Source organism: Pseudomonas sp. EL_65y_Pfl2_R96, assembly GCF_963970905.1.
Lineage (GTDB): Bacteria > Pseudomonadota > Gammaproteobacteria > Pseudomonadales > Pseudomonadaceae > Aquipseudomonas.
The window spans coordinates 245590-269811 of sequence record NZ_CAXAQH010000001.1 but is presented as its reverse complement, the minus strand read 5'-3'; the positions used below and the strand labels follow the sequence as shown (position 1 = coordinate 269811).

General features: G+C 59.6%; 14 protein-coding genes. 8 read left to right on the top strand and 6 right to left on the bottom strand.

Annotated elements, in window-relative coordinates; translation table 11 throughout:
- The first annotated feature begins 76 nt into the window (after nt 1–76).
- Entirely contained in the window at nt 77–1201 is a 1125-nt protein-coding gene (locus AACY49_RS01210; RefSeq protein ID WP_320391587.1) for a GNAT family N-acetyltransferase, read from the top strand.
- A 20-nt stretch (nt 1202–1221) separates the two neighbouring features.
- Here AACY49_RS01210 and aqpZ read toward each other — a convergent pair whose 3' ends face one another.
- The 5 genes from aqpZ to AACY49_RS01185 form a co-directional block, all read right to left on the bottom strand.
- Nucleotides 1222–1920, bottom strand: a complete 699-nt coding sequence (gene aqpZ / locus AACY49_RS01205) for an aquaporin Z (RefSeq protein WP_258697058.1) — start codon at nt 1918–1920, stop codon at nt 1222–1224.
- 281 nt (nt 1921–2201) lie between these two features.
- The gene (locus AACY49_RS01200; protein ID WP_258697057.1) at nt 2202–4034 is read right to left on the bottom strand and encodes an ABC transporter ATP-binding protein; all 1833 of its coding nucleotides are present in this window, start codon (nt 4032–4034) and stop codon (nt 2202–2204) included.
- Between the two features lie 93 nt (nt 4035–4127).
- Nucleotides 4128–4685 (bottom strand): peptidylprolyl isomerase, encoded by a 558-nt coding sequence (locus tag AACY49_RS01195; protein WP_339521418.1) that lies wholly within the window; start codon nt 4683–4685, stop codon nt 4128–4130.
- 3 nt (nt 4686–4688) lie between these two features.
- A complete protein-coding gene (locus AACY49_RS01190) occupies nt 4689–5492 on the bottom strand; it encodes an alpha/beta fold hydrolase (RefSeq protein ID WP_339521417.1) in 804 nt (267 codons plus the stop codon).
- A 14-nt stretch (nt 5493–5506) separates the two neighbouring features.
- Complete coding sequence (locus AACY49_RS01185; RefSeq protein WP_258697054.1) at nt 5507–6430, bottom strand: LysR family transcriptional regulator; 924 nt, start codon at nt 6428–6430, stop codon at nt 5507–5509.
- A gap of 49 nt (nt 6431–6479) precedes the next feature.
- Here AACY49_RS01185 and AACY49_RS01180 point away from each other — a divergent pair, with 49 nt between their 5' ends.
- From AACY49_RS01180 to AACY49_RS01170, 3 genes are all read left to right on the top strand, one after another.
- Nucleotides 6480–6809, top strand: a complete 330-nt coding sequence (locus AACY49_RS01180) for a 3-phosphoglycerate kinase (protein WP_258697053.1) — start codon at nt 6480–6482, stop codon at nt 6807–6809.
- Nucleotides 6810–7038: 229 nt separating this feature from the next.
- Nucleotides 7039–7638, top strand: coding sequence for an FMN-dependent NADH-azoreductase (locus tag AACY49_RS01175; protein ID WP_339521416.1), 600 nt, complete (start codon nt 7039–7041; stop codon nt 7636–7638).
- 345 nt (nt 7639–7983) lie between these two features.
- Nucleotides 7984–8847 carry a carboxylate/amino acid/amine transporter gene (locus AACY49_RS01170; protein ID WP_258697051.1) on the top strand — a complete coding sequence of 288 codons (864 nt, stop codon included), beginning with the start codon at nt 7984–7986 and terminating at the stop codon, nt 8845–8847.
- A gap of 119 nt (nt 8848–8966) precedes the next feature.
- Here the strand turns inward: AACY49_RS01170 and AACY49_RS01165 are convergent, their stop codons facing one another.
- Complete coding sequence (locus AACY49_RS01165) at nt 8967–10265, bottom strand: mechanosensitive ion channel family protein (protein ID WP_339521415.1); 1299 nt, start codon at nt 10263–10265, stop codon at nt 8967–8969.
- 193 nt (nt 10266–10458) lie between these two features.
- Here AACY49_RS01165 and AACY49_RS01160 point away from each other — a divergent pair, with 193 nt between their 5' ends.
- The 4 genes from AACY49_RS01160 (at nt 10459) to AACY49_RS01145 (ending at nt 24222) form a co-directional block, all read left to right on the top strand.
- Nucleotides 10459–11805 carry a DEAD/DEAH box helicase gene (locus AACY49_RS01160; RefSeq protein ID WP_019580783.1) on the top strand — a complete coding sequence of 449 codons (1347 nt, stop codon included), beginning with the start codon at nt 10459–10461 and terminating at the stop codon, nt 11803–11805.
- A gap of 344 nt (nt 11806–12149) precedes the next feature.
- The gene (locus AACY49_RS01155; protein WP_339521414.1) at nt 12150–13325 is read left to right on the top strand and encodes a tetratricopeptide repeat protein; all 1176 of its coding nucleotides are present in this window, start codon (nt 12150–12152) and stop codon (nt 13323–13325) included.
- 474 nt (nt 13326–13799) lie between these two features.
- Entirely contained in the window at nt 13800–15506 is a 1707-nt protein-coding gene (locus AACY49_RS01150; protein WP_339521413.1) for a ShlB/FhaC/HecB family hemolysin secretion/activation protein, read from the top strand.
- A 25-nt stretch (nt 15507–15531) separates the two neighbouring features.
- Nucleotides 15532–24222: a two-partner secretion domain-containing protein gene (locus AACY49_RS01145; RefSeq protein WP_339521412.1), complete on the top strand. Its 8691-nt coding sequence runs from the start codon at nt 15532–15534 to the stop codon at nt 24220–24222.

The following is a 24222-nucleotide window of genomic DNA, read 5'->3' as shown; positions in this document are numbered from 1 at the left end:
GGTTTTTTGTCTCGGTTTGGAGCATCAGATAAGCGATACTCGCCCCATCTGTAGAGAATGATGGTCGGGGATACTGATGCCGCTGCAACGTCTGGAACGTCTGTCTGAAATCGCGCCGCACACCTGGGACGCGCTGGTGCCGGAAACTCAGCCGTTTCTGCGCCATGCCTTTCTGGGTGCGCTGGAAGACAGCGGCAGCCTCGGCCCGCATTCCGGCTGGCAGCCTGAGCATCTGCTGCATGTTGAAGGTGATCGCCTGATCGCCGCGCTGCCCAGTTACCGCAAATGGCACTCCTACGGCGAGTACGTATTCGATCATGCCTGGGCCGAAGCTTGCGAGCGTGCTGGCATCGACTACTACCCCAAGCTGTTGACGGCAGTGCCGTTCAGCCCGGTCAGCGGGCCGCGATTGCTGGCGGCGACGATCGAGGACGGTTTCGAGCTCCTGCAGAGCCTGCCGGGTTATCTGGAGATCGAAGGACTCTCCAGCGCCCATATCAACTTCACCGATCCATTCACCGACGCGGCATTGGCCGAACAGCCTGGCTGGTTGCAGCGCATTGGCTGTCAGTACCATTGGCAGAACCGCGGTTATCGGGACTTTCAGGACTTCCTCGATGCCCTCAGTTCGCGCAAGCGCAAGCAAATGCGCAAGGAACGTGAGCAAGTGGCGGGGCAGGGCATCGACTTCGAATGGCTGCAAGGGCGCCAACTGGATCAGGTGCAGTGGGACTTTGTGTATGCCTGCTACGCCAATACCTATGCAGTACGTCGGCAAGCGCCGTATCTGACCCGGGAATTTTTCAGTCTGTTGGCCGAGCGCATGCCGGAATCGATTCGCGTGGTGCTGGCCAAGCAAGGCTCACGACCGGTGGCCATGGCTTTCAGTCTGGTCGGTGGCGACAGTTTTTATGGCCGTTACTGGGGCTGCCTGGCGGAGTTCGATCGCCTGCACTTCGAGACCTGTTTCTATCAGGGGATGGATTACGCGATTGCCAATGGCTTCCAACGTTTTGACGCTGGCGCTCAGGGCGAGCACAAGTTGATTCGCGGTTTTGAACCGGTGATCACCCATTCCTGGCATTACCTGCGCCATCCGGGCTTGAAGTCGGCGGTGAAAGATTTCCTTGAGCGTGAGCGGGTCGGGGTCCTGGGGTATGCAGAAGAAGCGAAGACCGCCTTGCCCTACCGACAAGGCTGATCTTCGCGCTATGTCGTTTGTCAGCTGTCTTCTTTACCCAGCCAGCGATACATCACGCCACCGATGACGGCACCCAATAGCGGTGCCAGCCAGAACAGCCATAGTTGTTGAATCGCCCAACCACCGACAATCAGCGCCGGGCCCGTGCTGCGGGCCGGGTTGACCGAGGTGTTGGTGACCGGAATCGAGATCAGGTGGATCAGGGTCAGTGCCAGGCCGATGGCAATGGGCGCCAGGCCGGCCGGGGCGCGTTTGTCGGTAGAGCCGAGAATGATCAGGATAAACATCGCGGTCATCACCAGTTCACTGACAAACCCCGCCGCCATCGAGTAGCCGCCTGGCGAGTGTTCGCCGTAGCCATTGGATGCAAGGCCGCTGGCCAGTTCGAAGCCGGGTTTGCCACTGGCGATGAAGTACAGCAAGGCTGCTGCGATGATCCCGCCAAGCACTTGGGCGATGATGTAGGCGGGCAGTTCCTTGGCTGGGAATCGTCCGCCGACGACCAGCCCGACCGAGACTGCGGGGTTGAGATGACAACCGGAAATGTGGCCGATGGCGAAGGCCATCGTCAGCACCGTCAAACCAAATGCCAGGGACACCCCCAGCAAACCGATCCCCACGTTTGGAAATGCTGCCGCCAGCACCGCACTGCCGCACCCTCCCAGCACCAACCAGAACGTACCTACCAATTCTGTAGCTGAACGTTTGAACAAAGACATAGCGAATTTCCCTGTCGAGATACCACTGTCGTTGTGCATCCAGTAGATGGACTACAGAACCATCTCCAGTACCTTGGCTGAGTACAGCAGGGTTTTTATGGAATTCCAGTGGCCATAAAAAACCGCCAGAGTCCGTGGTTGACGGGCTCTGGCGGTTATCGCAGTTCTATGTGGGAGCGGGCTTGCTCGCGAGTGCGGTGTATCAGGCAACATTGATATCGACTGACACGGCCTCTTCGCGAGCAAGCCCGCTCCCACAGGGTCGGTGTTGATCGCAAGACTCAATCGATCCCGACAAACCCGCCGGTCTGGTGCTGCCACAACCGCGCATACAAGCCGCCATGGGCCAGCAGTTCGGCGTGGCTGCCGGTTTCGGCGATCTTGCCGTTTTCCAGCACCACCAACCGATCCATCCGGGCAATGGTCGAGAGGCGGTGGGCGATGGCGATCACGGTTTTACCCTGCATCAGGGTTTCGAGGCTTTCCTGGATCGCCGCTTCGACTTCCGAGTCCAGCGCCGAGGTGGCTTCGTCCATGATCAGGATCGGCGCGTCCTTGAGCAGCACCCGGGCGATGGCAATCCGCTGACGCTGGCCACCGGAGAGTTTCACCCCGCGCTCACCGACATGTGCATCGAAACCGGTGCGGCCTTCGGAGTCCGACAGCAGCGGGATGAACTCGTCGGCACGGGCTTTGTGCACCGCCTCCCAGAGTTCGGCGTCGGTGGCGTCGGGTTTGCCGTACAGCAAATTGTCGCGGATCGAGCGGTGCAGCAGCGAGGTATCCTGGGTGATCATGCCGATGCGTTCGCGCAGGCTTTCCTGGCCGACTTCGGCGATGTTCTGGCCGTCGATGAGGATCCGCCCGCCCTGCACGTCATACAGGCGCAACAGCAGATTGACCAACGTCGATTTGCCGGCACCGGACGGGCCGATCAAGCCGATTTTCTCGCCGGGTTTGATGGTCAGGTTGAGGCCGCCGATGATCCCGCTTTTCCTGCCGTAGTGGAAATCGACGTGCTCGAAACGCACCTCGCCACGGGCCACCGCCAAGGGTTTTGCCTGTTCGCGGTCGGTGACGCTGACCGGTTGAGCGATGGTCTGCAAACCGTCTTGCACCATGCCGATGTTTTCGAAGATGCCGTTGACCACCCACATGATCCAGCCGGACATGTTGACGATGCGGATCACCAGCCCGGTGGCCAAGGCAATCGCGCCCACGGTGATCAGCGACTGCGTCCACAGCCACAGGGCCAGCCCGGTGGTACCGACGATCAGCAGGCCGTTCATGCTGGTGATGACCACGTCCATGCTGGTGACCACACGACCGGCCAGTTGGGCTTTTTCAGTCTGTTCCGCGATGGCTTCGCGGGCGTACTGCTGTTCGAAGTTGGTGTGGGCGAACAGCTTGAGGGTGGTGATGTTGGTGTAGCCGTCGACAATCCGCCCCATGAGTTTGGAGCGCGCATCGGAGGACACCACCGAACGCTCCTTCACCCGCGGCACGAAGTAGTAGAGCGCGCCGATGTAGGCGGCGATCCAGATCAGCAGCGGGATCATCAGGCGCCAGTCGGCTTCGGCGAACAGCACCAGCGAGCTGATCGCGTAGATCAGCACATGCCAAAGTGCATCCACCGCTTGTACGGCAGAGTCGCGCAGGGAGTTGCCGGTCTGCATGATGCGTTGGGCGATGCGCCCGGCGAAGTCGTTCTGGAAAAAATTCAGGCTCTGTTTGAGCACGTAACTGTGGTTCTGCCAGCGGATCAGGCTGGTCATGCCGGGGCTCAAGGTCTGGTGCACCAGCATGTCGTGCAGGGCGAGGAAAAGTGGCCGCAGGATCAGCGCAACCGCCGCCATCCAGGCCAGTTCCACACCGTGGACCTTGAAGAAATCGACGTTGGGCGTGCCCTGGGTCAGGTCGATGATGCGACTCAGGTAGCTGAACAGCGCCACTTCGATCAGCGCGCCGAACAGGCCGACGACCAACAAAACGGCGAAGATTGGCCAGACCTGCTTCAGGTAGTAGGTATAGAAGGAGAGAACCCGGCTCGGCGGAGCCGCCGTCGGTGCATCGCGGAAAATGTCGATCAGTTTTTCAAAACGGCGATAAAGCATCAGTTCTCCGCCCGCGCACGGGCTCTCCTTTAAACGATATGAGCGGCGCCGGAAGAACCGGCGGCCGCTCAAAACTCCCTGTCCAGCTTACTCTCAGTCGATGCGCTTGGCCGACTTGATGAAGACCGGATCGGCCGGCACGTCTTTCATGCCGCCACGGGTGGTGGTTGGCGAGTTGACGATGATGTCCACCACGTCCATGCCTTTCACGACTTTACCGAACACGGCATAGCCGTCGCCCTGGTCCAGGAAGTCATTGTCTTTGACGTTGACAAAAAACTGGCTGGTGGCCGAATCCGGGACGGAAGTACGGGCCATGGACAGCGTGCCACGCACGTTATGCAAACCGTTTTTGGATTCGTTCTTGATCGGCGACTTGGTTTCTTTTTGCTGCATTTGTTGAGTGAAACCACCGCCCTGGACCATGAACCCAGGAATTACACGGTGGAAAATCGTGTTGTTGTAGAAGCCGCTGTCGACGTACTCAAGGAAGTTCTTGGTACTGATCGGCGCCTTGACCGGGTCCAGTTCGATTTCGATCTGGCCGTTGGTGGTGTCCAGCAGCACGTGCGGCGCCTTGGCGGGCGTGGCGGCCATCAGGTTGGCGGCAAACAGAACGGAGCCGGCGACGAGGGCGATTTTTTTCAGCATGGGTCAGTGATCCTGAGTGGTGGTGTCGACTGCGGTGAGAAACTCGAGCAGCGTTTGGTTGAAGCGTTCGGGTTGATCCAGCGGCGTGGCGTGGCGTGAATCGGCGATCACCACCAGCCGCGCATCGGGCAGCAGTTTTACATAGGTTTCTTTCAGCGACACGGGGGTGTAGTCACGGTCGGCGCTGACGATGAGGGTTGGACAGGAAACCCTGGAAAGTCGTTCCTGAACCCCCCAGCCAACAATGGCATCGAAGCTGGCGAGATAAGCATGTTTGTCGTTTTTTGCCCAGCGTGCAGCTATTTTTTGTCGTAACGAAGCCTGTTCCGGTTTGGGGAACAGCTTGGCACCCAAGGCCTTGCCGATGGTGCCCATGCTCAGTACGCGCATCAGGCTCCAGCGTTTGAACCACTGCCAGTCATCGTTGCGGCTGCGCCTTTTGACCTCGGGCGCGCTGTTGACGATGCACAGGCTCTTGAGCAGTTGCGGCTGGTCGACCGCCAGTTGAAAGGCGATCATGCCGCCCATCGAAAGTCCCACAAGATGGGTAGGGCCGAGGTTCAAGTGCTCGATCAGCGCGATCAGGTCGGCGCTGAACCCGGCGATGCTGTAGCGCTCGCGGGGCTTGTCGGAGCGCCCGTGACCGCGCACATCCGGGACGATCACCCGGTGGTGGGCCGAGAGCGCCGGGATCTGCATTTCCCAGTCCAGGGTACTGGAACCCAACCCGTGAATCAGCAGCAATGGAGTGCCGTGGCCATATTCCTCATAATGCAGGTTGCAACCTTCATGTTCGAAATAGGCCATGGGTACACTCCGTGTCAGGCTTGTTCGGGGGCGGCGAAGGGCGCATCCAGCGGCGCGGTATCAAAGGTGCGCAGCAGTTCGATGAGAATCTGCGTCGCCGGGCCCAAGGGTTTGTCCTTGTTCGAATACAGATAGAAGCTCGGGTTGCGGCTGCCGCCCTGGTCTAACGGTAGCAGCTTGAGCGTGCCTTCCTTGAGTTCGCGCTCGATCATGTGCCGGGGCAGCCAGGCGAAACCCAGGCCGCTGCTGACGAAGGTCGCGGCGGTGGCGAGACTGCCGACGGTCCAGCGCTGTTCGGCGCCGAGCCAGCCGACGTCGCGCGGTTGCTGGCGGCCGGAGTCACGGATCACCACTTGCATCTGGCTCTCAAGGTCCTGGAAGCTCAGTTCGCGGTTCAGACGATGCAGGGCATGTTCAGGATGGGCCACCGCAACGAATTCGACGTCGCTCAATTCCGCGCCCAGATACCCGGGAATGCTGAAACCGGTGATGGCCAGATCGGCCACGCCTTCGAGCAACACTTCTTCGACACCCGACAATACTTCTTCGCGCAGACGTACCCGGCAGCCGCGACTTTGCGGCATGAACGCGGTCAGTGCGCGGACGAGGCGGGCGGAGGGGTAGGCGGCGTCGACCACCAGCCGTACTTCCGCTTCCCAGCCTTGTTCCATGTGGTGCGCCAGATCTTCCAGTTGGCTGGCCTGTTTCACCAGTTGCCGGGAACGGCGCAGCAGCACGCCGCCGGCCTCGGTGAGCACGGCTTTGCGGCCGTCGATGCGCAACAGCGGCACGCCGAGCTGGTCTTGCATGCGCGCTACGGTGTAGCTGACCGACGATTGCGAGCGGTGCAGCGCTTCGGCGGCCTGGGCGAAACCGCCGTGATCGACCACGGCCTGCAATGTTCGCCATTGATCAAGGGTCACGCGGGGCGCTTTCATGTTGAGCTCCTCTTGTCCTAAGCTGGCAGTCCTTATTGGAGACTGCCGAATGAAAAAACTTTGTTGTGTGGTGGCGGGTTGTGCGGTGTTGGCGATGCTGCCGCTGACTGCGTTTGCCTATCCGATCGATGTCACTAAACAGCTCAATGGTTTGAAGGTCGACTACAACGCCTACGACACGGACGCCGATATCGGCTCCATTCAGGTCAATAACTACGGCGACACCGATGTGTCTTGCAAGGTGGTTTTCAATAACGGCCCGGAAGCGCCACGCACCCGCAAGATCGACGTACCCGCCGGCAAACACAAAAATGCCACGGCCAAGTTCACCCGCACCATCATCAAGCTGCGTATCGACCTGACCTGCACTCCGAAATAACGTTACAACCCTGTGGGAGCGGGCTTGCTCGCGAAGAGGGAGTGTCAGCCGACATCAATTTTGCCTGGCACACCGCCTTCGCGAGCAAGCCCGCTCCCACAGGGCATGTCTCGCTTATAAACGAATTTATCGATGCTTTATAGCAGTTATTTGCGCTTTTTCATCGATATGACTCTGTTTAGCCTTCACTCCATCGACCTACAGCATTCTCAGATGGAGGCTACATCCCATGTCCCGCGTTCTGATCATCGAAAGCAGCGCCCGTCAGCAAGATTCGGTTTCCCGCCAACTGACCCAGACCTTCATCAGCCAATGGAAAGCCGCGCACCCGGCCGACCAGATCACCATCCGTGACCTGGCCGTCAACCCGGTGCCGCACCTGGACATCAACTTGCTGGGCGGCTGGATGAAACCTGCCGAACAACGCAACGAGATCGAACAGGCCTCCCTGGAACGTTCCAACCAATTGACCGACGAACTGCTGACCGCCGATGTACTGGTGATGGCAGCGCCCATGTACAACTTCGCCATCCCGAGCACCCTCAAAGCCTGGCTCGACCACGTGCTGCGTGCCGGCGTGACGTTCAAGTACACCGAAACGGGCCCGCAAGGTTTGCTCAACGGCAAGCGTGCTTATGTGCTGACCGCCCGCGGCGGGATCTACGCCGGCAGCACCGCGGATCATCAGGAACCGTACCTGCGCCAGGTCATGGGCTTCATCGGCATCCACGACGTCACGTTCATTCACGCCGAAGGCATGAACCTGGGCGGTGACTTCCAGGAGAAAGGCTTGAACCAGGCCAACGCCAAGCTTTCCCAGGTCGCCTGAGCCGTTAATCGCCAGCTAATCGCTGGATGGTCTAGTGACCTGGTGCAACCCTTCAAGACTGCACGCGCATCGAACCTCCCTTTGCACTTGTTGCTCCTGAGTGCTCTAGCCCGATTGAACGCATTAGCGAGATCGGGCTTTTTTTTGCCTGCGATTTTGTCAGCGCAACATAAACCTGTGGGAGCGGGCTTGCCCGCGATGGCGGTGTGTCAGGCAGCATTGAATTCGACTGACACACCGCTTTCGCGGGCAAGCCCGCTCCCACAGTGGATTTGTGTATTGCCTGACTGTTCGCGATGAAAGGAAAAAACCGCTATCGTCGCCGCCATTCGAAATGAGGCGAGCATGGGCTATCTACTTTTTGTCACGCTGATCCAGGCGTTTTCCTTCAGCTTGATCGGCGAATACCTGGCCGGGCATGTCGACAGTTACTTCGCGGTGCTGGTGCGGGTGCTGCTGGCGGGGCTGGTGTTCATTCCGTTGACACGCTGGCGTCAGGTCGAGCCGGCGTTCATGCGTGGCATGTTGCTGATTGGCGCGTTGCAGTTTGGCGTGACCTACGTCTGCCTGTATCTGAGCTTTCGAGTGCTGACGGTGCCGGAGGTGTTGCTGTTCACCATTCTCACACCGCTGCATGTGACCCTGATCGAAGATGCGCTGAACCGGCGCTTCAATCCGTGGGCCTTGATCGCGGCATTGGTGGCGGTGGCGGGCGCGGCGGTGATTCGCTATGACCGGATCAACCCGGATTTCTTCATGGGCTTTTTGTTGCTGCAACTGGCCAACTTCACCTACGCCGCCGGGCAAGTGCTCTATAAACATCTGGTGGCTCGCCATCCGAGTGATCTGCCGCATTACCGGCGTTTCGGCTACTTCTATCTGGGCGCGTTGGCGGTGGCATTGCCGGCGTTTCTGCTGTTCGGCAAACAGAACTTCTTGCCTGAAGCACCGCTGCAATGGGGCGTGCTGTTGTTCCTCGGCCTGGTCTCGACCGCGCTGGGTTTGTACTGGTGGAACAAAGGCGCGTGCCTGGTGAATGGCGGGACGTTGGCGGTGATGAACAACCTGCATGTGCCGGTGGGGTTGCTGATCAATTTGCTGATCTGGAATCAGCATGAAGAGCTGGGGCGGTTGTTGTTCGGCGGGATGGTGATTCTGATGGCAGTGTGGATTAGTCGGTTGGGTATGCGTAGGCCTGTCATCGCATGATCGTTCCCACGCTCTGCGTGGGAATGCCGCCCGGGACGCTCTGCGTCCCTACGCATGTGACGCAGAGCGTCACCGGATGCATTCCCACGCAGAGCGTGGGAACGATCAGTGCTGAGGTGCTACATGATGTGTTTTTCGGGCTCGGGGATGTGGCTCGCGCCCAACATCGCCGGGAGCAACCCGGACCGCAGATCACCACCGCTCGGCTGTTGATAAAGGCTCAAGCCAAACTCTGGCAGTACCGCCAACAGGTAATCGAAAATATCCCCCTGAATCCGCTCGTAATCGGCCCACGCGGTGGTGCGGGTGAAGCAGTAGATTTCCAGCGGAATGCCCTGAGCGGTGGTCTGCATCTGGCGAACCATGCAGGTCATGTTCGGCTGAATCTCTGTGTGACTCTTCAGGTAGGCCAGCGCATAGGCGCGGAAGGTGCCGATATTGGTCATCCGCCGGCGGTTGGCCGACATCGCCGCGACGTTGCCCTGGGCTTCGTTCCAGGCCTTGAGCTCGGCTTTCTTGCGGCTCATGTAGTCGGTCAGCAGATGCACTTGAGACAGCTTCAGCTCTTCGTCATCGCGGATAAACCGTACGCCGCTGGCGTCGATGAACAGGCTGCGCTTGATCCGGCGCCCACCGGACTGCTGCATGCCGCGCCAGTTCTTGAACGACTCGGACATCAAGCGCCAGGTCGGGATCGACACAATCGTCTTGTCGAAATTCTGTACCTTGACCGTGTGCAAGGTGATGTCCACCACGTCACCGTCGGCGCCGACTTGCGGCATCTCGATCCAGTCGCCGACCCGCAGCATGTCGTTGCTGGTCAGCTGCACGCTGGCGACGAACGACAGCAAGGTGTCTTTGTAGACCAACAGGATCACCGCCGACATGGCGCCCAGCCCCGACAGCAGCAACAGCGGCGAACGGTCGATCAACGTAGCGACGATGATGATCGCGCCAAACACGAACAACACCATTTTTGTCAGTTGCACATAGCCCTTGATCGAGCGGGTACGGGCATGTTCGGTGCGGGCGTAGATATCCAGCAGGGCATTGAGTAGCGCGCTGACGGCCAACACCAGGAACAGAATGGTGAACGCCAGCGCCACGTTGCCGAGGAAGTTCAGGCTGGTCTTGCCCAACTCCGGCACCAGGTGCAGGCCGAACTGGATCACCAGCGAGGGCGTCATCTGCGCCAGGCGATGAAACACCTTGTTGTGGCGAAAATCGGTGATCCACTGCAACGCCGGCTGGCGACCGAGCATTTTGGTCGCATGAAGAATGAGGTAACGCGCCACTCGTCCGAGCACCAGCGCCACCACCAGCAGCAACATCAGCGCGAGCGTGGAATGCAGGAGCGGGTGCTGATCGAGGGCACCCCAGAGGTCTTGGGCGTTGAGCCAGAGCTGTTTGATATCCATGGGCGAAAACGGTTCTTCTGTAGGACGCGACGGGGCGATTAGAGCATTTAAGACGTTGCGGATGACGTTTTGAGACAAATCAGGCAACAAAAAAACCACTGTTTGCAGCCGTTTGTATAAAGAAACTCGGCCTTCGCGCTCGAAACCGTTACCCTATGCAGCTGTTTTTTTGTATTTCTTCGAGGTAGCACCCGTGTTTTCCCAATTCGCCCTGCACGAACGCCTGCTCAAAGCCGTGGCCGAGCTTAAATTTGTCGAGCCAACGCCTGTGCAAGCAGCGGCTATTCCGCTGGCGCTCCAGGGGCGTGACCTGCGGGTGACAGCGCAAACCGGCAGCGGCAAAACCGCGGCCTTCGTTTTGCCGATCCTCAACCGCTTGATCGGGCCGGCCAAAGTCCGCGTCAGCATCAAGACCCTGATCCTGCTGCCGACCCGCGAGCTGGCCCAGCAAACCATCAAGGAAGTCGAGCGCTTCGCGCAGTTCACCTTTATCAAGTCCGGCCTGATCACCGGCGGTGAAGACTTCAAGGTCCAGGCCGCCATGCTGCGCAAGGTGCCGGACATCCTGATCGGTACGCCGGGCCGGATGATCGAGCAACTGAACGCCGGTAACCTCGACCTCAAGGAAGTCGAAGTGCTGGTGCTCGACGAAGCCGATCGCATGCTCGACATGGGCTTTGCCGAAGACGTGCAGCGTCTGGTGGACGAGTGCACCAACCGCCAGCAGACCATGCTGTTCTCCGCCACCACCGGCGGTTCGGGCCTGCGCGAGATGATCGCCAAGGTGCTGAACAACCCTGAGCACTTGCAGCTCAACGCGGTCAGCCAGCTGAATGAAACCACCCGTCAGCAAATCATTACTGCTGACCACAACCAGCACAAAGAACAGATTGTGAACTGGCTGCTGGCCAACGAGACCTACCAGAAGGCCATCGTCTTCACCAACACCCGGGCCATGGCCGACCGTATCTACGGCCGCCTGGTGGCGCAGGAATACAAAGCGTTCGTCCTGCATGGCGAGAAAGACCAGAAAGACCGCAAACTGGCTATCGACCGTCTGAAGCAGGGCGGCGTGAAAATCCTCGTGGCCACCGACGTCGCCGCCCGTGGCCTGGATGTGGACGGCCTGGACCTGGTGATCAACTTCGACATGCCGCGCAGCGGCGACGAATACGTTCACCGCATCGGCCGCACCGGTCGCGCTGGCAACGATGGCCTGGCCATCTCGCTGATCTGCCACGGCGACTGGAACCTGATGTCGAGCATCGAGCGCTACCTCAAGCAGAGCTTCGAGCGCCGCACCATCAAGGAAGTCAAAGGCACCTACGGCGGGCCGAAAAAGGTCAAGGCCTCGGGCAAAGCCGTTGGCGTGAAGAAGAAAAAGGTCGACGCCAAGGGCGACAAGAAGAAAACCGGCGCCAAGGCCCCGACCAAACGCAAGATCGCCAACCGCCCGAAGACCGACGCCCTGTCGCTGGTCAGCAAAGACGGCATGGCGCCTTTGAAACGCCGCAAGCCGGAAGCGCCGGCGGCTGAATAAAGCGCTGTAGCGACCCAATGAAAACCCGGACAGTGTCCGGGTTTTTTTTTACGTCAAAAGATCGCAGGCTTCGCCAGCTCCTACAGGGTTTTGTGTACGCCTGTAGGAGCCTGCGATCTTTTGATCTTGCCATTTAGCACTCGGCTTTTCCGCATTTCTACTAGGGGTTTTACGTATTGTTAAGCCTTGTTCCTACGCACTTCCCTGGTTTTTTCAGCGACTCCCTTAGTGAACAAGTTTCCTATGCGATTGTCGGGCGCCGGACGCAAAAACTGTGTATGGTTCGCGCCAAAATCTGTAGGACATTTCGCTATGTCCGTTACTCTCACTTAAAGGAATTAAGTATGCGATTTTTTCGCGTGGCTTCAGTGTTGTCGTTGTGGGCGGCGGCGCTTTCGGTGCAGGCTGAGCAACTGCCGATCGAAGTGCTGAGTGCGGTGGTCAAGGACCAGAAGATCGCCGACGCCGAGCTGCTGTTGCAGCGCAACGGCGCACAAAACGTGGTGGGTCGCACCAATGCTCAGGGCCAGGTCAGCCTGACCACCGAGTTTGCCGATGATGCCGGCAACCTGCTGATCATCAAGAAGCCTGGCTACTCCAATCTGGTGGTCAAGTGCCCATGCAAGGGCATGACCTATGCCATCAGCCCGGTGATGCAGAACCTCGATGGTCTGCGCGTGGTGCTGACTTGGGGTGCGACCCCGTCGGACCTCGACTCCCACATGATCTTCCCCGGTAACAACATCTATTTCCAAAAGCAGCGCGGTGACGATGCCAATCTGGATGTCGACGACACCACCAGCTATGGCCCGGAAACCATCACCCTGGAGAAGAAGCACTACGGCGAAAGTTACGTCTACGCCGTGCATGACTACAGCAATAGCGGCGAGCCGGGTTCGCGCGATCTCTCCAACAGCCAGGCCAAGGTGTTCGTGTACATGGGCCAGTCGCTGGTGCGCACCTACTACGTGCCGCAGAACCGCAGCGGCAACCTGTGGACTGTGTTCCGCATGACCGGCAATGGCGACTTCCAGGACATCAACAGCATTACGGGTGCCAGGGTCGATGCGGCAAACGTGTTGAACGAAGTGTCGCCATTGCTGGATGACAGCGTTGCCCTGACGGCGGTGGCGGTCAGCGCTTCGGCACAGGCCGATGCGAAAGGCCTGAACACCAAAGGCGAGGCAGCCTACAAAACCGGTAATCTGCCGCTGGCAATCGACTTCTTCCGTCAGGCGATCGATCTGAATAACAGCTACGGTCAGGCCTACGGCAACCTGGGCCTGGCGTATCAGAAGGCCGGTAACACCGCCGAGTCGATCTGGGCCAACCGCAAGGCCATTGCCTTGGCCAGCGGCAATTCGGCTGCCACCGTGCGTGCCGGTTCCTACTACAACATTGCCCGTATCTATGAAGCGGCCGGTCAGTTCCCCGACGCCCTGCGTCATTACCAGTTAGCCAAGGCGCAGAAGGCCAACCCGGTATATGACACGGCCATCGAGCGCGTACAAAACCGCTGATCGCCTGGTGTTGATCTGACCCCCACAACGCGCCGCACTCCGGCGCGTTGTGCATTCATGGGGAGGTGAATCCAGGCCGGGCTCCATCTCCCTGTATCAACCCGGGCGGTAAACGGACCGACCACGTTTTTCTTGAAGAAGGAGCAGTGCTCCCGCCGCAAGCACCGACTGCTGAATAAAGCGCCGTAGCGACCCATTAACCCGGACAGTGTCCGGGTTTTTTATTACGTAAAAAAAGATCGCAGCCGTTTAGCGCTCGGCTTTTTTCTCTGCTGATTGCAGCGCCTTGGCGTTGTGAGCATTTTTTTTACACCACATCAGGAAATGTCCTGCGCTCTCGTCGGAAGCGCCCGATTTAGCCATTACAAGGCGTCCCTTAACCTTCTCGAATGGATCAATTTGTTGACGCCAAAATAGCGGCTATCTAATATCGCGCCACTATTGTGCCATCACTCTCCATTCGAGGGATCGAACATGTACCCACCCGCCCTCGTGGCGAGGTTGTGCCTGGCTTTGCTGTGCCTTTCTCCGCTGAATCTTGCTCACGCCGCCCCCACCCCCGGTGAAACCGATCTGATCCGCGAACGTCAGGATCGCTTGCTCGAAGAGCAGCGTCGGCGTCTCGAGGAACTCAAGAAATTACCCGGCAAGGCAGCCAAACCCGTGCAACCGACGGCTCCGGCCGACGCCCGTTGTTTCCCGATCAAGGACATCGAACTCAAAGGCGCCGACAGTCTCTCGGACAGCGAGAAAAATCGTCTGCTCAAGCCTTATATCGGCCAGTGCCTGGGTGTCACGCAGCTCAACGAGCTGCTGAAAGTCATCACCGATCACTACATCGAGAAAGGCCTGGTCACCAGTCGTGCCTACTTGCCGCAGCAGGATTTGTCCGGCGGGCATCTGAAGGTGCTGGTGGTCGAGGGCAGGCTGGAAGGGTTGAAGGGGGCGGAGGGCAGCAAGCTGTCGGACCGCGAACTGGGGATGGCGTTTCCCGGCAAGAGCGGTGAGCTGGTCAATCTGCGGGAAATCGAGCAGATGGTGGATCAGCTGAACCGCTTGCCGTCGAATCAGGCGCAGATGGAGTTGTCCCCGGGCAAGAACGTCGGTGGCAGTGAAGTGTTGGTCAAGAACATGCCGCAGAAGCCTTGGCGTGCGGGGGTGTCCCGCAGTAATGACGGCCAGCGCAGCACCGGTGAGCAGCAGTGGGGCACGACGTTTGATTGGGACAGCCCGCTGGGCCTGGCCGATCAGTTGATGCTGCGCGGCGGTCACGATGCGATGACCGACCACCAGCACACCTCCAACAACGCCATGCTCAATTACAACCTGCCGTGGGGCTGGTGGAACTTCAGTTACACCTACAGCCAGAGCGAGTACCGCGCGCAAGCTCAGGCCAACGGTTTTAATTTCAAGCAGACCGGCGACAGCGAAAACCATCAACTACGCGCCGAGCGGGTGATCCATCGCGACGCCCTGAGCAAGACCTCCCTCAGCACCGGTCTCTCGTACTTGCGCACCAACAACTTCATCGAAGACAGCAAACTCAGGCTGAGCAGCAACCGCATCAGTGAAGCGCAGTTCGGCATCAACCACGGTCGGCGGATTGGCAGTGCGTTCGTCAACCTTGACCTGGGCATGCAGGAAGGCATCGGCATCCTGGACGCGCAGGGCAACGGTGATCCAGGCCCCGGCGAGCCGGATGCGCGCTACCGCAAATACACCGCCACCGCGAGTTACTTGCAGCCGTTCAAACTGTGGGGCGAGTCCTTCACGTTCAGCAGCCTGATGACCGGCCAGCGCAGCGAAGATGTGCTGTTCAGCCCGCAGCGCACCAGCCTTGGCGGGCAGTCGTCGATCCGGGGTTACAAAGACCAGTCCTTATCCGGCGACAGCGGCGGCTACTGGCGCAACGACCTGCGCTGGAGCCATCCGATCACCCTGGAATGGCTGCGCCCGGTGTTCGCCGAGTACGGCACCAGCCTCGGTTATGACCAGGGCGTGATTCGTGGCGACCGGTACAACGGCGATCAGCACGGGCGCATGTCCAGCAACTCCGTGGAGCTGTTCGCCCGGGGTCAGCATGTGGCTGCCAGCGTGACCTTTGCTCACTCCCTGGAACGCCCTGATGTGCTGACCGAGCGCGAAGCGCCGATCTATTTCCGCGTGGATTTCTTCCTCTAAATTCTGCTTTAACGAGATTCAAATCATGGACGTTCGTCAACTGGCCCTTCTGGCTGGTCAGCCTTCTGCTGCCATCAATAACCGTGAGTACTTCTGGGGCATGCCCAAGCGCGGGTTGGCGTTCCTGTTGGCCAACGTCATGTTCTGGCAGCCGATGTGGGCCCAGGCGGACGGAATTGTGGTGGCCTCGCCGGGCACCAGCCTCGGGCAGGCCGGCAATGGCGTGCAGATCGTCAACATCGCCACGCCCAACGGCACAGGGCTGTCGCATAACCAGTTTCACGATTACAACGTCGGCACTCAGGGCGTGATCCTCAACAACGTCGCCAACCAGACCGGTGCGACGCAACTGGGCGGGATCATCGTCGGCAACCCCAACCTGACCAACCGGGTCGCCGCACAAACCATCCTCAACGAAGTAATCGGCGGCAGCCCGAGTCAGCTGCGCGGTTATACCGAAGTGGCGGGGCAGTCGGCGCGGGTCATTGTGGCGAACCCCTACGGTATCAGCTGCAACGGCTGCGGCTTCATCAACACCCCGCGTGTTACCCTCACCACCGGCAAACCGGTGCTGGACAACGGTCGGCTCGATCGCTTCCAGGTCGATCAGGGCAGCGTCACCATCGACGGCGCCGGGCTGAACGCCGACAACGTCGACCGCTTCGAAATCATCACTCGCAGCGCGAAGATCAACGCCGAGATTCAGGCGAAAAACCTGACCATCGTCGCCGGTCGCAACGACGTCAACGCCGACAGCCTCAACGCCACCGCCCGCGCCGATGATGGCAGCGGTAAACCGGGGCTGGCCATCGACTCCTCGGCTCTGGGCGGCATGTACGCCGGGGCGATCAAACTGGTGGGCACCGAAGCCGGGGTCGGGGTGAAACTTGACGGCAACCTCGCCGCCAGTGGCGGTGATATCCAGCTCGATGCCAACGGACATCTCAGCCTCGCGCAGGCGTCGGCCACGGGCGCAGTGAACGTTAAAGCCGTCAGCCTCGATGCTCGCGGCCCGGTCTATGCCGGCACCGCTGTCAACGTGCAAACCCAAGGCAACCTGACCAACCAGCAAACGCTCGCCGCCCGGGACAGCATCACCCTGAGCGCCGGCGGTGTACTGACCAACAACGGCATCATCGAAGCCGGCGTCAACGCCGACACCAGCCGCAACACCAGCGGCGATGTGAGCCTGAGTGCGCAGAACCTCAACAACGTCGGCAAGAGCGTGGTGGCCAGCCGCAACCTGACAGTCAACACCAGCCAGACCCTGAACAACCAGGGCGGCACGTTGAGCGCCGCGCAAACCGCCAACATCACCGCCGGGACCCTGGACAACCAGAACAAGGGCCGGGTGTTGAGCAGCGGCAACCTCAATCTCACGGCCAGTCAGGTGCTTAACGGCAACGGTCTGATCACCAGTACCGGTCATCTCGGCGCCACCCTTGGCCACCTGAACAATCGCAATGGCGAACTCTCGAGCCTGGCCAGCGCGACGCTGCGCATGACCACTCTGGATAACGTGGCGGGACTGGTGAACGCCGGTCGGGCCTTGAGCATTACCGCCACGGGAGCGGTGAACAACCAGGGCGGCAAACTGACCAGCCTCGACAGCCTGAGCCTCACTGCCGGCACGGTCGATAACAGCAACAAGGGCCGGATCGCCAGCAACAAGGCCCTGACGGCCAGTGTCAGCGGCCTCGACCAACACGATGGCGGGCAACTCACCAGTGGCACGTCGCTGACTCTGGACCTGAATCACGGCGAGTTGAACAACCAGAACGGTTTGATCAACGCCCCGGTGCTGGTGCTGAAAAACCTCGCACAGGTGGACAACCGTAACGGCGAAATTTCCAGTGCGCAGGCGTTCACGCTGGCGGCCGACAGCCTCGACAACAGCGACGGCAAACTGCTCGGCAATCAGGCAGTGACCCTACGCATACAGCAGGTGCTGACCAACATCAAAGGCCTGATCGCGGCGGCAAGCGTCGATGTACAGGCCGGTAGCCTGAACAACAACGGCGGCACCCTCACCAGTCGCACCGGCCTCGACCTTCGGGTTACCGGCCAACTCGACAATCAGGACCAAGGCCTGATCAACGCCACCGACAACCTGACCATCAACACCGCGAGTTTGAACAACCAGAACGGCGGCTCGTTGCTTGGCAGCGCCATTGTCATCGACTTCAGCGGCGCCATGGGCGACCTGAACAACGCCAACGGCCTGATCACCACCACCGGGCAACTGAGCATCCGCAACCTGCGGGATTTGAACAACCAGAGTGGTGAAATCTCCAGCAGCCAAAGCTATGCACTGACTGCACGCAACCTGGACAACAGCGGCGGCAAGCTCATCAGCCGTCAGCAACTGGATCTCACCGCCGATGCCACCACTAACCTCAAGGGTCTGATTTCCGGTTGGCAAAGCCTGAGCCTTTTGGGCGGCAGCCTCGACAACCGTAATCTAGGCACCTTGTCGAGCCGCGACGGTGACGTGCTGGTGGACCTTACCGGCGCCGTGCGTAACAGCAATGCCGGCGCTCTGGTCAGTAACGGCACGTTGAAGGTCACGGCGGCCAACCTCGACAACAGCGACAACGGCATTCTCTCCAGTGTCGGTGCGCAAACCTTCGTCATCGCCGGAACACTGAATAACGCCCAAGGTGGTTTGATCGACAGTGGCGCCGCTCTGGATATCCGGGCCAAAGTGCTCGACAACACCAACGCAGCCATCAACGCCCAGCAGGACATTAGCTTCACCGGCACCGACCTGAACAACAGCACCGGTACCCTGGCCGGCACTGGCGCGGTCACCCTCGACCTGCTCGGCACCCTGACCAATACCAACGGCAAACTGGCGAGCAACGGCCCGCTGGTCATTCAGCGCGCGGTGCAGATCAACAACCAGGGCGGCCAACTGGCCAGTCAGGGTTTGCTGAGCCTGTTGACCGGCGGACTCGATAACCGCAATGGCGGCATTGTCGTGGCCAACGATCTGCTGACGCTCACGGCCAGTGGCTTTGTGCAGAACAGCGCGGGCGGTCAGGTCTTCAGCAACAACGCCGGCCTGACGCTCAACGCCGCCAGCCTCGACAACGCCAAGGGCACCCTGCAAAGCGAGGGCGACCTGACGGTAAAAACCAGCGGCGCCATCGATAACCAGAGCGGGCGCATCGTCGCCAAGAGCGGCAACCTCGACATCACCGCCGCCAGCCTCGACAGCCGTGGCGGTGTGCTCTCCAGCCTGCAAGGCGCCTTCAGCAGCCACATCACGGGTGTATTGCGCAACGGCTATGACCTGAACAACAACCGTCGGGGCGGGATCATTCAGGCCCAGAGCCTGAACCTCAAGGCACTGGCCGGCATCGACAACTACGGCGGGCGGATCACCGCGCAAACCGGTGACGCCATCGTCGACACCGGCACCAACGGCAACTTCGACAACCGCAATGGCGGTCTCTACGCCAAGGGGTTGGTCAGCGTCACGGCTAAAGACTTCGACAACAGCGGCGACAACGACGGGCAGATCGGCGGGCAACAAATCGACCTGAGCCTGCGCGGTGCATTGAACAACCGCCTGGGCATCATCGAAAGCGAAAGCACCCTGACCATCTCCGCCGCCAGCCTCGACAATCAGACCGGTCAACTTCGCGCACTGGGCGACAATGGTAAAACCGCGTTCACCCTCGGCGGCCTGTTCGACAACCGCAATGGCACCGTGGAATCCGCCAACACCAACCTGACCCTCACTGCCGGTAGTTTGCTGAACGTCGGCGGCAACGTGCTGCACGTCGGCACCGGCCTCTTCGACATCGCCACCGGCCAACTGGGCAGCGCCGGTGGCAACTTCGTCACCCGTGGTGGCCTGACCCTGGCCGCCGCCAGCTGGACCAACAGCAGCGTGATCCAGGCCGATCGCCTGACCGTCAACATCAACAGCCTCAACCAGACGGCCGCTGGTCAACTGCTGGCCGCCAGCACACTGACCGGTAACGGCGGTAACTGGAATAACGATGGCCTGATCGCGAGCGACGGCAGCCTGGGTCTGACGCTCGGTGGCACGTACTCGGGCAATGGCCGGGTCAGCAGCCTGGGAACGTTTGGCCTCAGCGCTGCACAACTGAACCTCAATGCCGCATCGAGCCTCGCCGGTGGCGGCAACACGACCATTTCCGTGGGTGGACAGCTCAGCAACGCAGGTCGCCTGACCTCGGCTGCCGACCTGACCCTGGCGGCCGGTAGCGTCAACAACACCGGCACCGTGGGCGCCGGCAAGAACCTGACGTTGACCACAGACGCATTACGCAACGACCGCGGATTGATCTTCAGTGGCGCAGACATGCAGCTTCTGAGCCCCAGCTTCACCAACTACTACGGGCAGGTCTACAGCCTGGGCAGCACGCTCATTGCCAGGGATAAAAAAGGGACCAAGGCTGATCTGCTGGACAACAGGTCTGGTGGGATTGAGAGCACCGGCGACCTGACGATCGCCGCCGCGACGGTTAACAACGTCATGGATGTGTTGCAGTACACCGAGCATGAGAAAAGTGTCGCGACCATCACTCAGTTGTCGTGCACGCTGATCTCGTATGGATGTGACAGCCGTGGCGGTGGTCGCATCAACGGCCTTTGGGAAATTGCCGAAACCGATCGCTTGAAGATCACGCTTCATTCTGAAGCCGCCTCGATCAACAGTGGCGCGGACCTGTTGATTAATGCGGGAGAAGTGAACAACACCAGCAGTAGCATGACAGCTGCTGGCGATTTAGCTGTCCATGCTTCGACGATCAACAACAAAGGTGTGCAAGAGCAGGACATCGAAACCACCCGACGATTCGTGAGCTGGGTCAACGAAACCGCCTCGGCCATTGCAATGGCTGACCTCTTCACCCAACGAAACAACCCGACCCCTTCGGCCACCGTCGAACAGGACATGAGCAACTTTCTGGCCTGGATGGGCCAAACACTGCCGACCAGCAGCCGCGTCATCAACGGCGAGTCTCTGGATGCCATCATCCAGGCGGGTGGAAACGTCACCCTCGATGCCACCCAGAACATCAACAACAGCGTGGTTCGCCCGTTCTATGCCTATGTGGCGGCGGGTCGGACCAAAACCGACACGGGCGCGGGCAGCGGCTACTCGACACCGATCCAGATCAACCAGCAACTCGCCCCCGATCTGGCCCAGCAACAAGTCAACCCGCTCACGCTTCCCGGCTTCAGCCTGCCCACCAGCCAGAACGGCCTGTTCCGCCTGAGCCAGGAAGGCAGCACCACCCCGACCGCCACCGGCCCGCAAAGCTGGACCCTCACCGGCGCCAGCGTCACCTCGCCCACCAATGCGCCGCCGATCACCCTCAACCGCGTGAAAGGCCTGCCGAGCAACGCCGGCAAATCCCAGCCGCACAAATACCTGATCGAAACCAACCCGGTACTCACCGACCTCAAGCAATTCATGAGTTCGGACTACCTGCTGTCTGGCCTCGGCTACGACCCCGATAAAAGCGCCAAGCGTTTGGGCGATGGCCTCTACGAACAACGCCTGATCCAGCAAGCCGTGGTCGCTCGTACCGGCCAACGCTTCATCGACGGCCAGACCACCGACGAAGGCTTGTTCAAGTACCTGATGAACAACGCAATCGCCAGCAAAAGCCAACTCAACCTGAGCCTCGGCGTGACCCTCACGTCACAGCAAGTCGCGGCCCTGACCCACGACATCGTCTGGCTCGAAGAGCACGAAGTGAACGGCGAAAAAGTCCTGGTGCCGGTGCTGTACCTGGCCAACGCCAACAACCGCCTGGCGGCCAACGGCGCGCTGATCCAGGGCAGCGACGTGACCCTGATCGCCGACAAGGATCTGCACAACGCCGGCACCTTGCGCGCCAGCCAGAACCTGGATGCGACGGCCAAGAATGATTTGGTGAGCAGCGGGTTGCTGGAGGCGGGGGACCAGTTGAAGGTGCTCGCCACCAATAACCTGACCAACAAGGCGGGGGGGATCATTGCCGGGCGGGATGTGACGCTCACGACCACCAACGGCGATGTGATCAACGAGCGCACGGTGACCTCCCACGACAGCAGCGTCGGCGACTACAGCCACGCACGGGACTTCGTGGACAGCGCCGCCCGCATCGAAGCCGCCAACAAACTGGTGATCAACTCCGGGCGCGACGTGCTCAACACCGGTGGCGTGTTGAAAAGCGGTGGCGACATGGACATCGATGCCAAGCGCGACGTCACCATCACCTCCGTGGAAGAGCGCCACTCCGAAAGCCGTACCGACTTCCTCGACTCAAGCCTCACCCAGCACGGCGCCGGCGTCAGTGCGGGCGGTGGCCTGACGGTCAATTCCGGCGGCGACGTGACCGTGGTGGCGAGCAAGCTCGACGCCAAGGGCGACGTGACGATGGACGCCAAAGGCGACCTGCTGTTCGCCTCCGCCGCCGACGAACAACACAGCTACTTCAAGGACAAAAAAGAAACCCGACAGGAAGACCACGTCAGCCAGATCGGCACCACACTGGAGGCGGGAGGCAAACTCACGCTCAAGTCCGGCAAGGACATGACCCTGATCGCCAGCGACATCAGCGCCGGCAAAGAAGCCTACCTGCACGCCGACGGCGACCTGCAACTGCTGGCCGCGCAGGACAGTGATTACACGCTGTACGACATGAAAAAAAGCGGTGGTTGGGGCAGTAATAAGGCCCAGCGCGATGAGGTGACGCAGATCACCCACATCGGGACGCAGATCAAATCCGGTGGCGACCTGACGTTGTCCAGTGGTGGGGATCAACGGTATCAGGTGGCCAAGCTCAACAGTGATCAGGACATCATTCTCGACAGTGGTGGAAACATCACATTTGAAGGGGTGAAGGACCTTCACGACGAGAGCCATACCAAAAGCGATGGCGACCTGGCCTGGTTTGAAGCCAAAGGTTCGGGCACCACGGATGAAACCTTCCGTCAGAGTCAACTCGTCGCCCAGGGACGACTGGTGATCAAAGCGGCTGGCCAGATCAGCATCGACATCAAACAAGTCGATCAGCAAAGCGTCAGTCAATCCATCGACGCGATGGTCAAGGCCGATCCGCAACTGGCCTGGTTGAAGCAAGCCGAAGCACGCGGCGACATCGACTGGCGTCAGGTGAAGGAGATTCACGAAAGCTTCAAGTACGACAATTCAGGTCTCGGGGCGGGTGCGAAGATCGCCATCGCCATCCTGATGTCTTTCATCATGGGCCCGGCGGGGCTGGGCTTGGTGGGCGCTGGTGCCGGGGGCGCAGTTGCCACCAGCCTGGCGACCACTGCTGTTACCAGCACTATCAGCAACAAAGGCAATCTGGGCGCTGCGTTCAAGGAAACATTCAGTGCTGACAGCCTAAAAAGTGCCGCAATTTCTGGGTTCACTGCGGGCATGCTCAATTACGCGGACACTAATTGGTTTGCCGGTGCGGCGGAAAGTGCAAAGTCCGAGAACATTCTCACCAGCACCAACTTCACCGACATTGCGGCACGGGTAGCTGGCCGTGCGGTGATTTCCAGCAGCATCTCAACTGCGATTGGTGGCGGCAGCTTTGGCGACAACCTCGGTGCGGCACTGGTGGGGGAGGCGGGCAATGTGGCCATGGCTACCGGGTTTGACTGGATTGGCGACACCATCAAGTTTCCGGACGGGAGCCTCGAAAAAATTGTCGCTCATGCGTTGATGGGCGGCCTGTTATCGCAGGCGATGGGGGGCGATTTTGCCACCGGCGCAGCGGCGGCAGGGCTTAACGAAGTGATGATGAATGGGTTGGTCGGCCTTGTGGAGGGTAATGAAGAACTGCACAAAATGCTCTCGCAACTAACCGGTTTGGTAGCGGCAGCTGCAGTAGATGGGGATCTTCAGCTAGGAGCGAATATCGCGGGAAGTGCTACGCAGTACAACCATTATCTACATGAGGGGGCAGCGCAGAAAATCGCTAAAGAAGCGTTGGATCAATGTAAATCTAATCCTAGAGAGTGCGATATAGGTGTCGATATCTCAGGTCTTTCAGTCGAGGATGTGGTTAACGCCATGCGAGTTGAGGGTGCGCATGGTGACGGTATAGACGGCATCAAACCTGAGGCGATCGAATTTATTGATGGCTACATGTATTCGAGAGTTCCCCGGCTGAGGGATGTTCTCTATAGCCCGACAGAGTCAGAGGCATCGAGACTCGATCTGGAACAAAAGGCAACTTTGGCCCTGACCGTAATCAATCTAGGTCAGTTTGTAAGGGGGGTTGGCAACACGTTGCAAGGTCTGGTTGGCCTTGGGGAGGGCGGTGCGATACTTGTTAAAAGCGGGGAAGACGCTGCATTAACCGGTTTAGCGAGTAAAGCTGAAGATACAGTTAAAGCCTTGCCGGGACCTCGCCAGATCGAAGCCGCATGGAGTGTCAATGACTATAAAAAAGGTGGTGTCATGACAGGCATTGAACATGTAATGTATCGTCATGGACCAGATACAGGGTTTTCGGGGGTTAGTAAATTCGCTGAGGGAACCTCAGTCAAAGATATCTCAATATATGTTGATAATGCATTGAGATATGGAAAGGTTACTCCCAATGGCCCCGGTGGCTATGTTGTCGAGTACAATGTTGGGCGGTCGATAGGTGTAGATAAAGCTGGTAGCCCTTCCAGTACTTTGAAGGTAAATGTCAGGGATGGAATAATTCAGACGGTATTTCCACTATAG

Coding starts and splice junctions, on each gene's coding strand:
- AACY49_RS01210 (WP_320391587.1), top strand. CDS start 77: ATGCCGCTGCAACGTCTGGAACGTCTGTCTGAAATCGCGCCGCACACC.
- aqpZ (WP_258697058.1), bottom strand. CDS start 1,920: ATGTCTTTGTTCAAACGTTCAGCTACAGAATTGGTAGGTACGTTCTGG.
- AACY49_RS01200 (WP_258697057.1), bottom strand. CDS start 4,034: ATGCTTTATCGCCGTTTTGAAAAACTGATCGACATTTTCCGCGATGCA.
- AACY49_RS01195 (WP_339521418.1), bottom strand. CDS start 4,685: ATGCTGAAAAAAATCGCCCTCGTCGCCGGCTCCGTTCTGTTTGCCGCC.
- AACY49_RS01190 (WP_339521417.1), bottom strand. CDS start 5,492: ATGGCCTATTTCGAACATGAAGGTTGCAACCTGCATTATGAGGAATAT.
- AACY49_RS01185 (WP_258697054.1), bottom strand. CDS start 6,430: ATGAAAGCGCCCCGCGTGACCCTTGATCAATGGCGAACATTGCAGGCC.
- AACY49_RS01180 (WP_258697053.1), top strand. CDS start 6,480: ATGAAAAAACTTTGTTGTGTGGTGGCGGGTTGTGCGGTGTTGGCGATG.
- AACY49_RS01175 (WP_339521416.1), top strand. CDS start 7,039: ATGTCCCGCGTTCTGATCATCGAAAGCAGCGCCCGTCAGCAAGATTCG.
- AACY49_RS01170 (WP_258697051.1), top strand. CDS start 7,984: ATGGGCTATCTACTTTTTGTCACGCTGATCCAGGCGTTTTCCTTCAGC.
- AACY49_RS01165 (WP_339521415.1), bottom strand. CDS start 10,265: ATGGATATCAAACAGCTCTGGCTCAACGCCCAAGACCTCTGGGGTGCC.
- AACY49_RS01155 (WP_339521414.1), top strand. CDS start 12,150: ATGCGATTTTTTCGCGTGGCTTCAGTGTTGTCGTTGTGGGCGGCGGCG.
- AACY49_RS01150 (WP_339521413.1), top strand. CDS start 13,800: ATGTACCCACCCGCCCTCGTGGCGAGGTTGTGCCTGGCTTTGCTGTGC.
- AACY49_RS01145 (WP_339521412.1), top strand. CDS start 15,532: ATGGACGTTCGTCAACTGGCCCTTCTGGCTGGTCAGCCTTCTGCTGCC.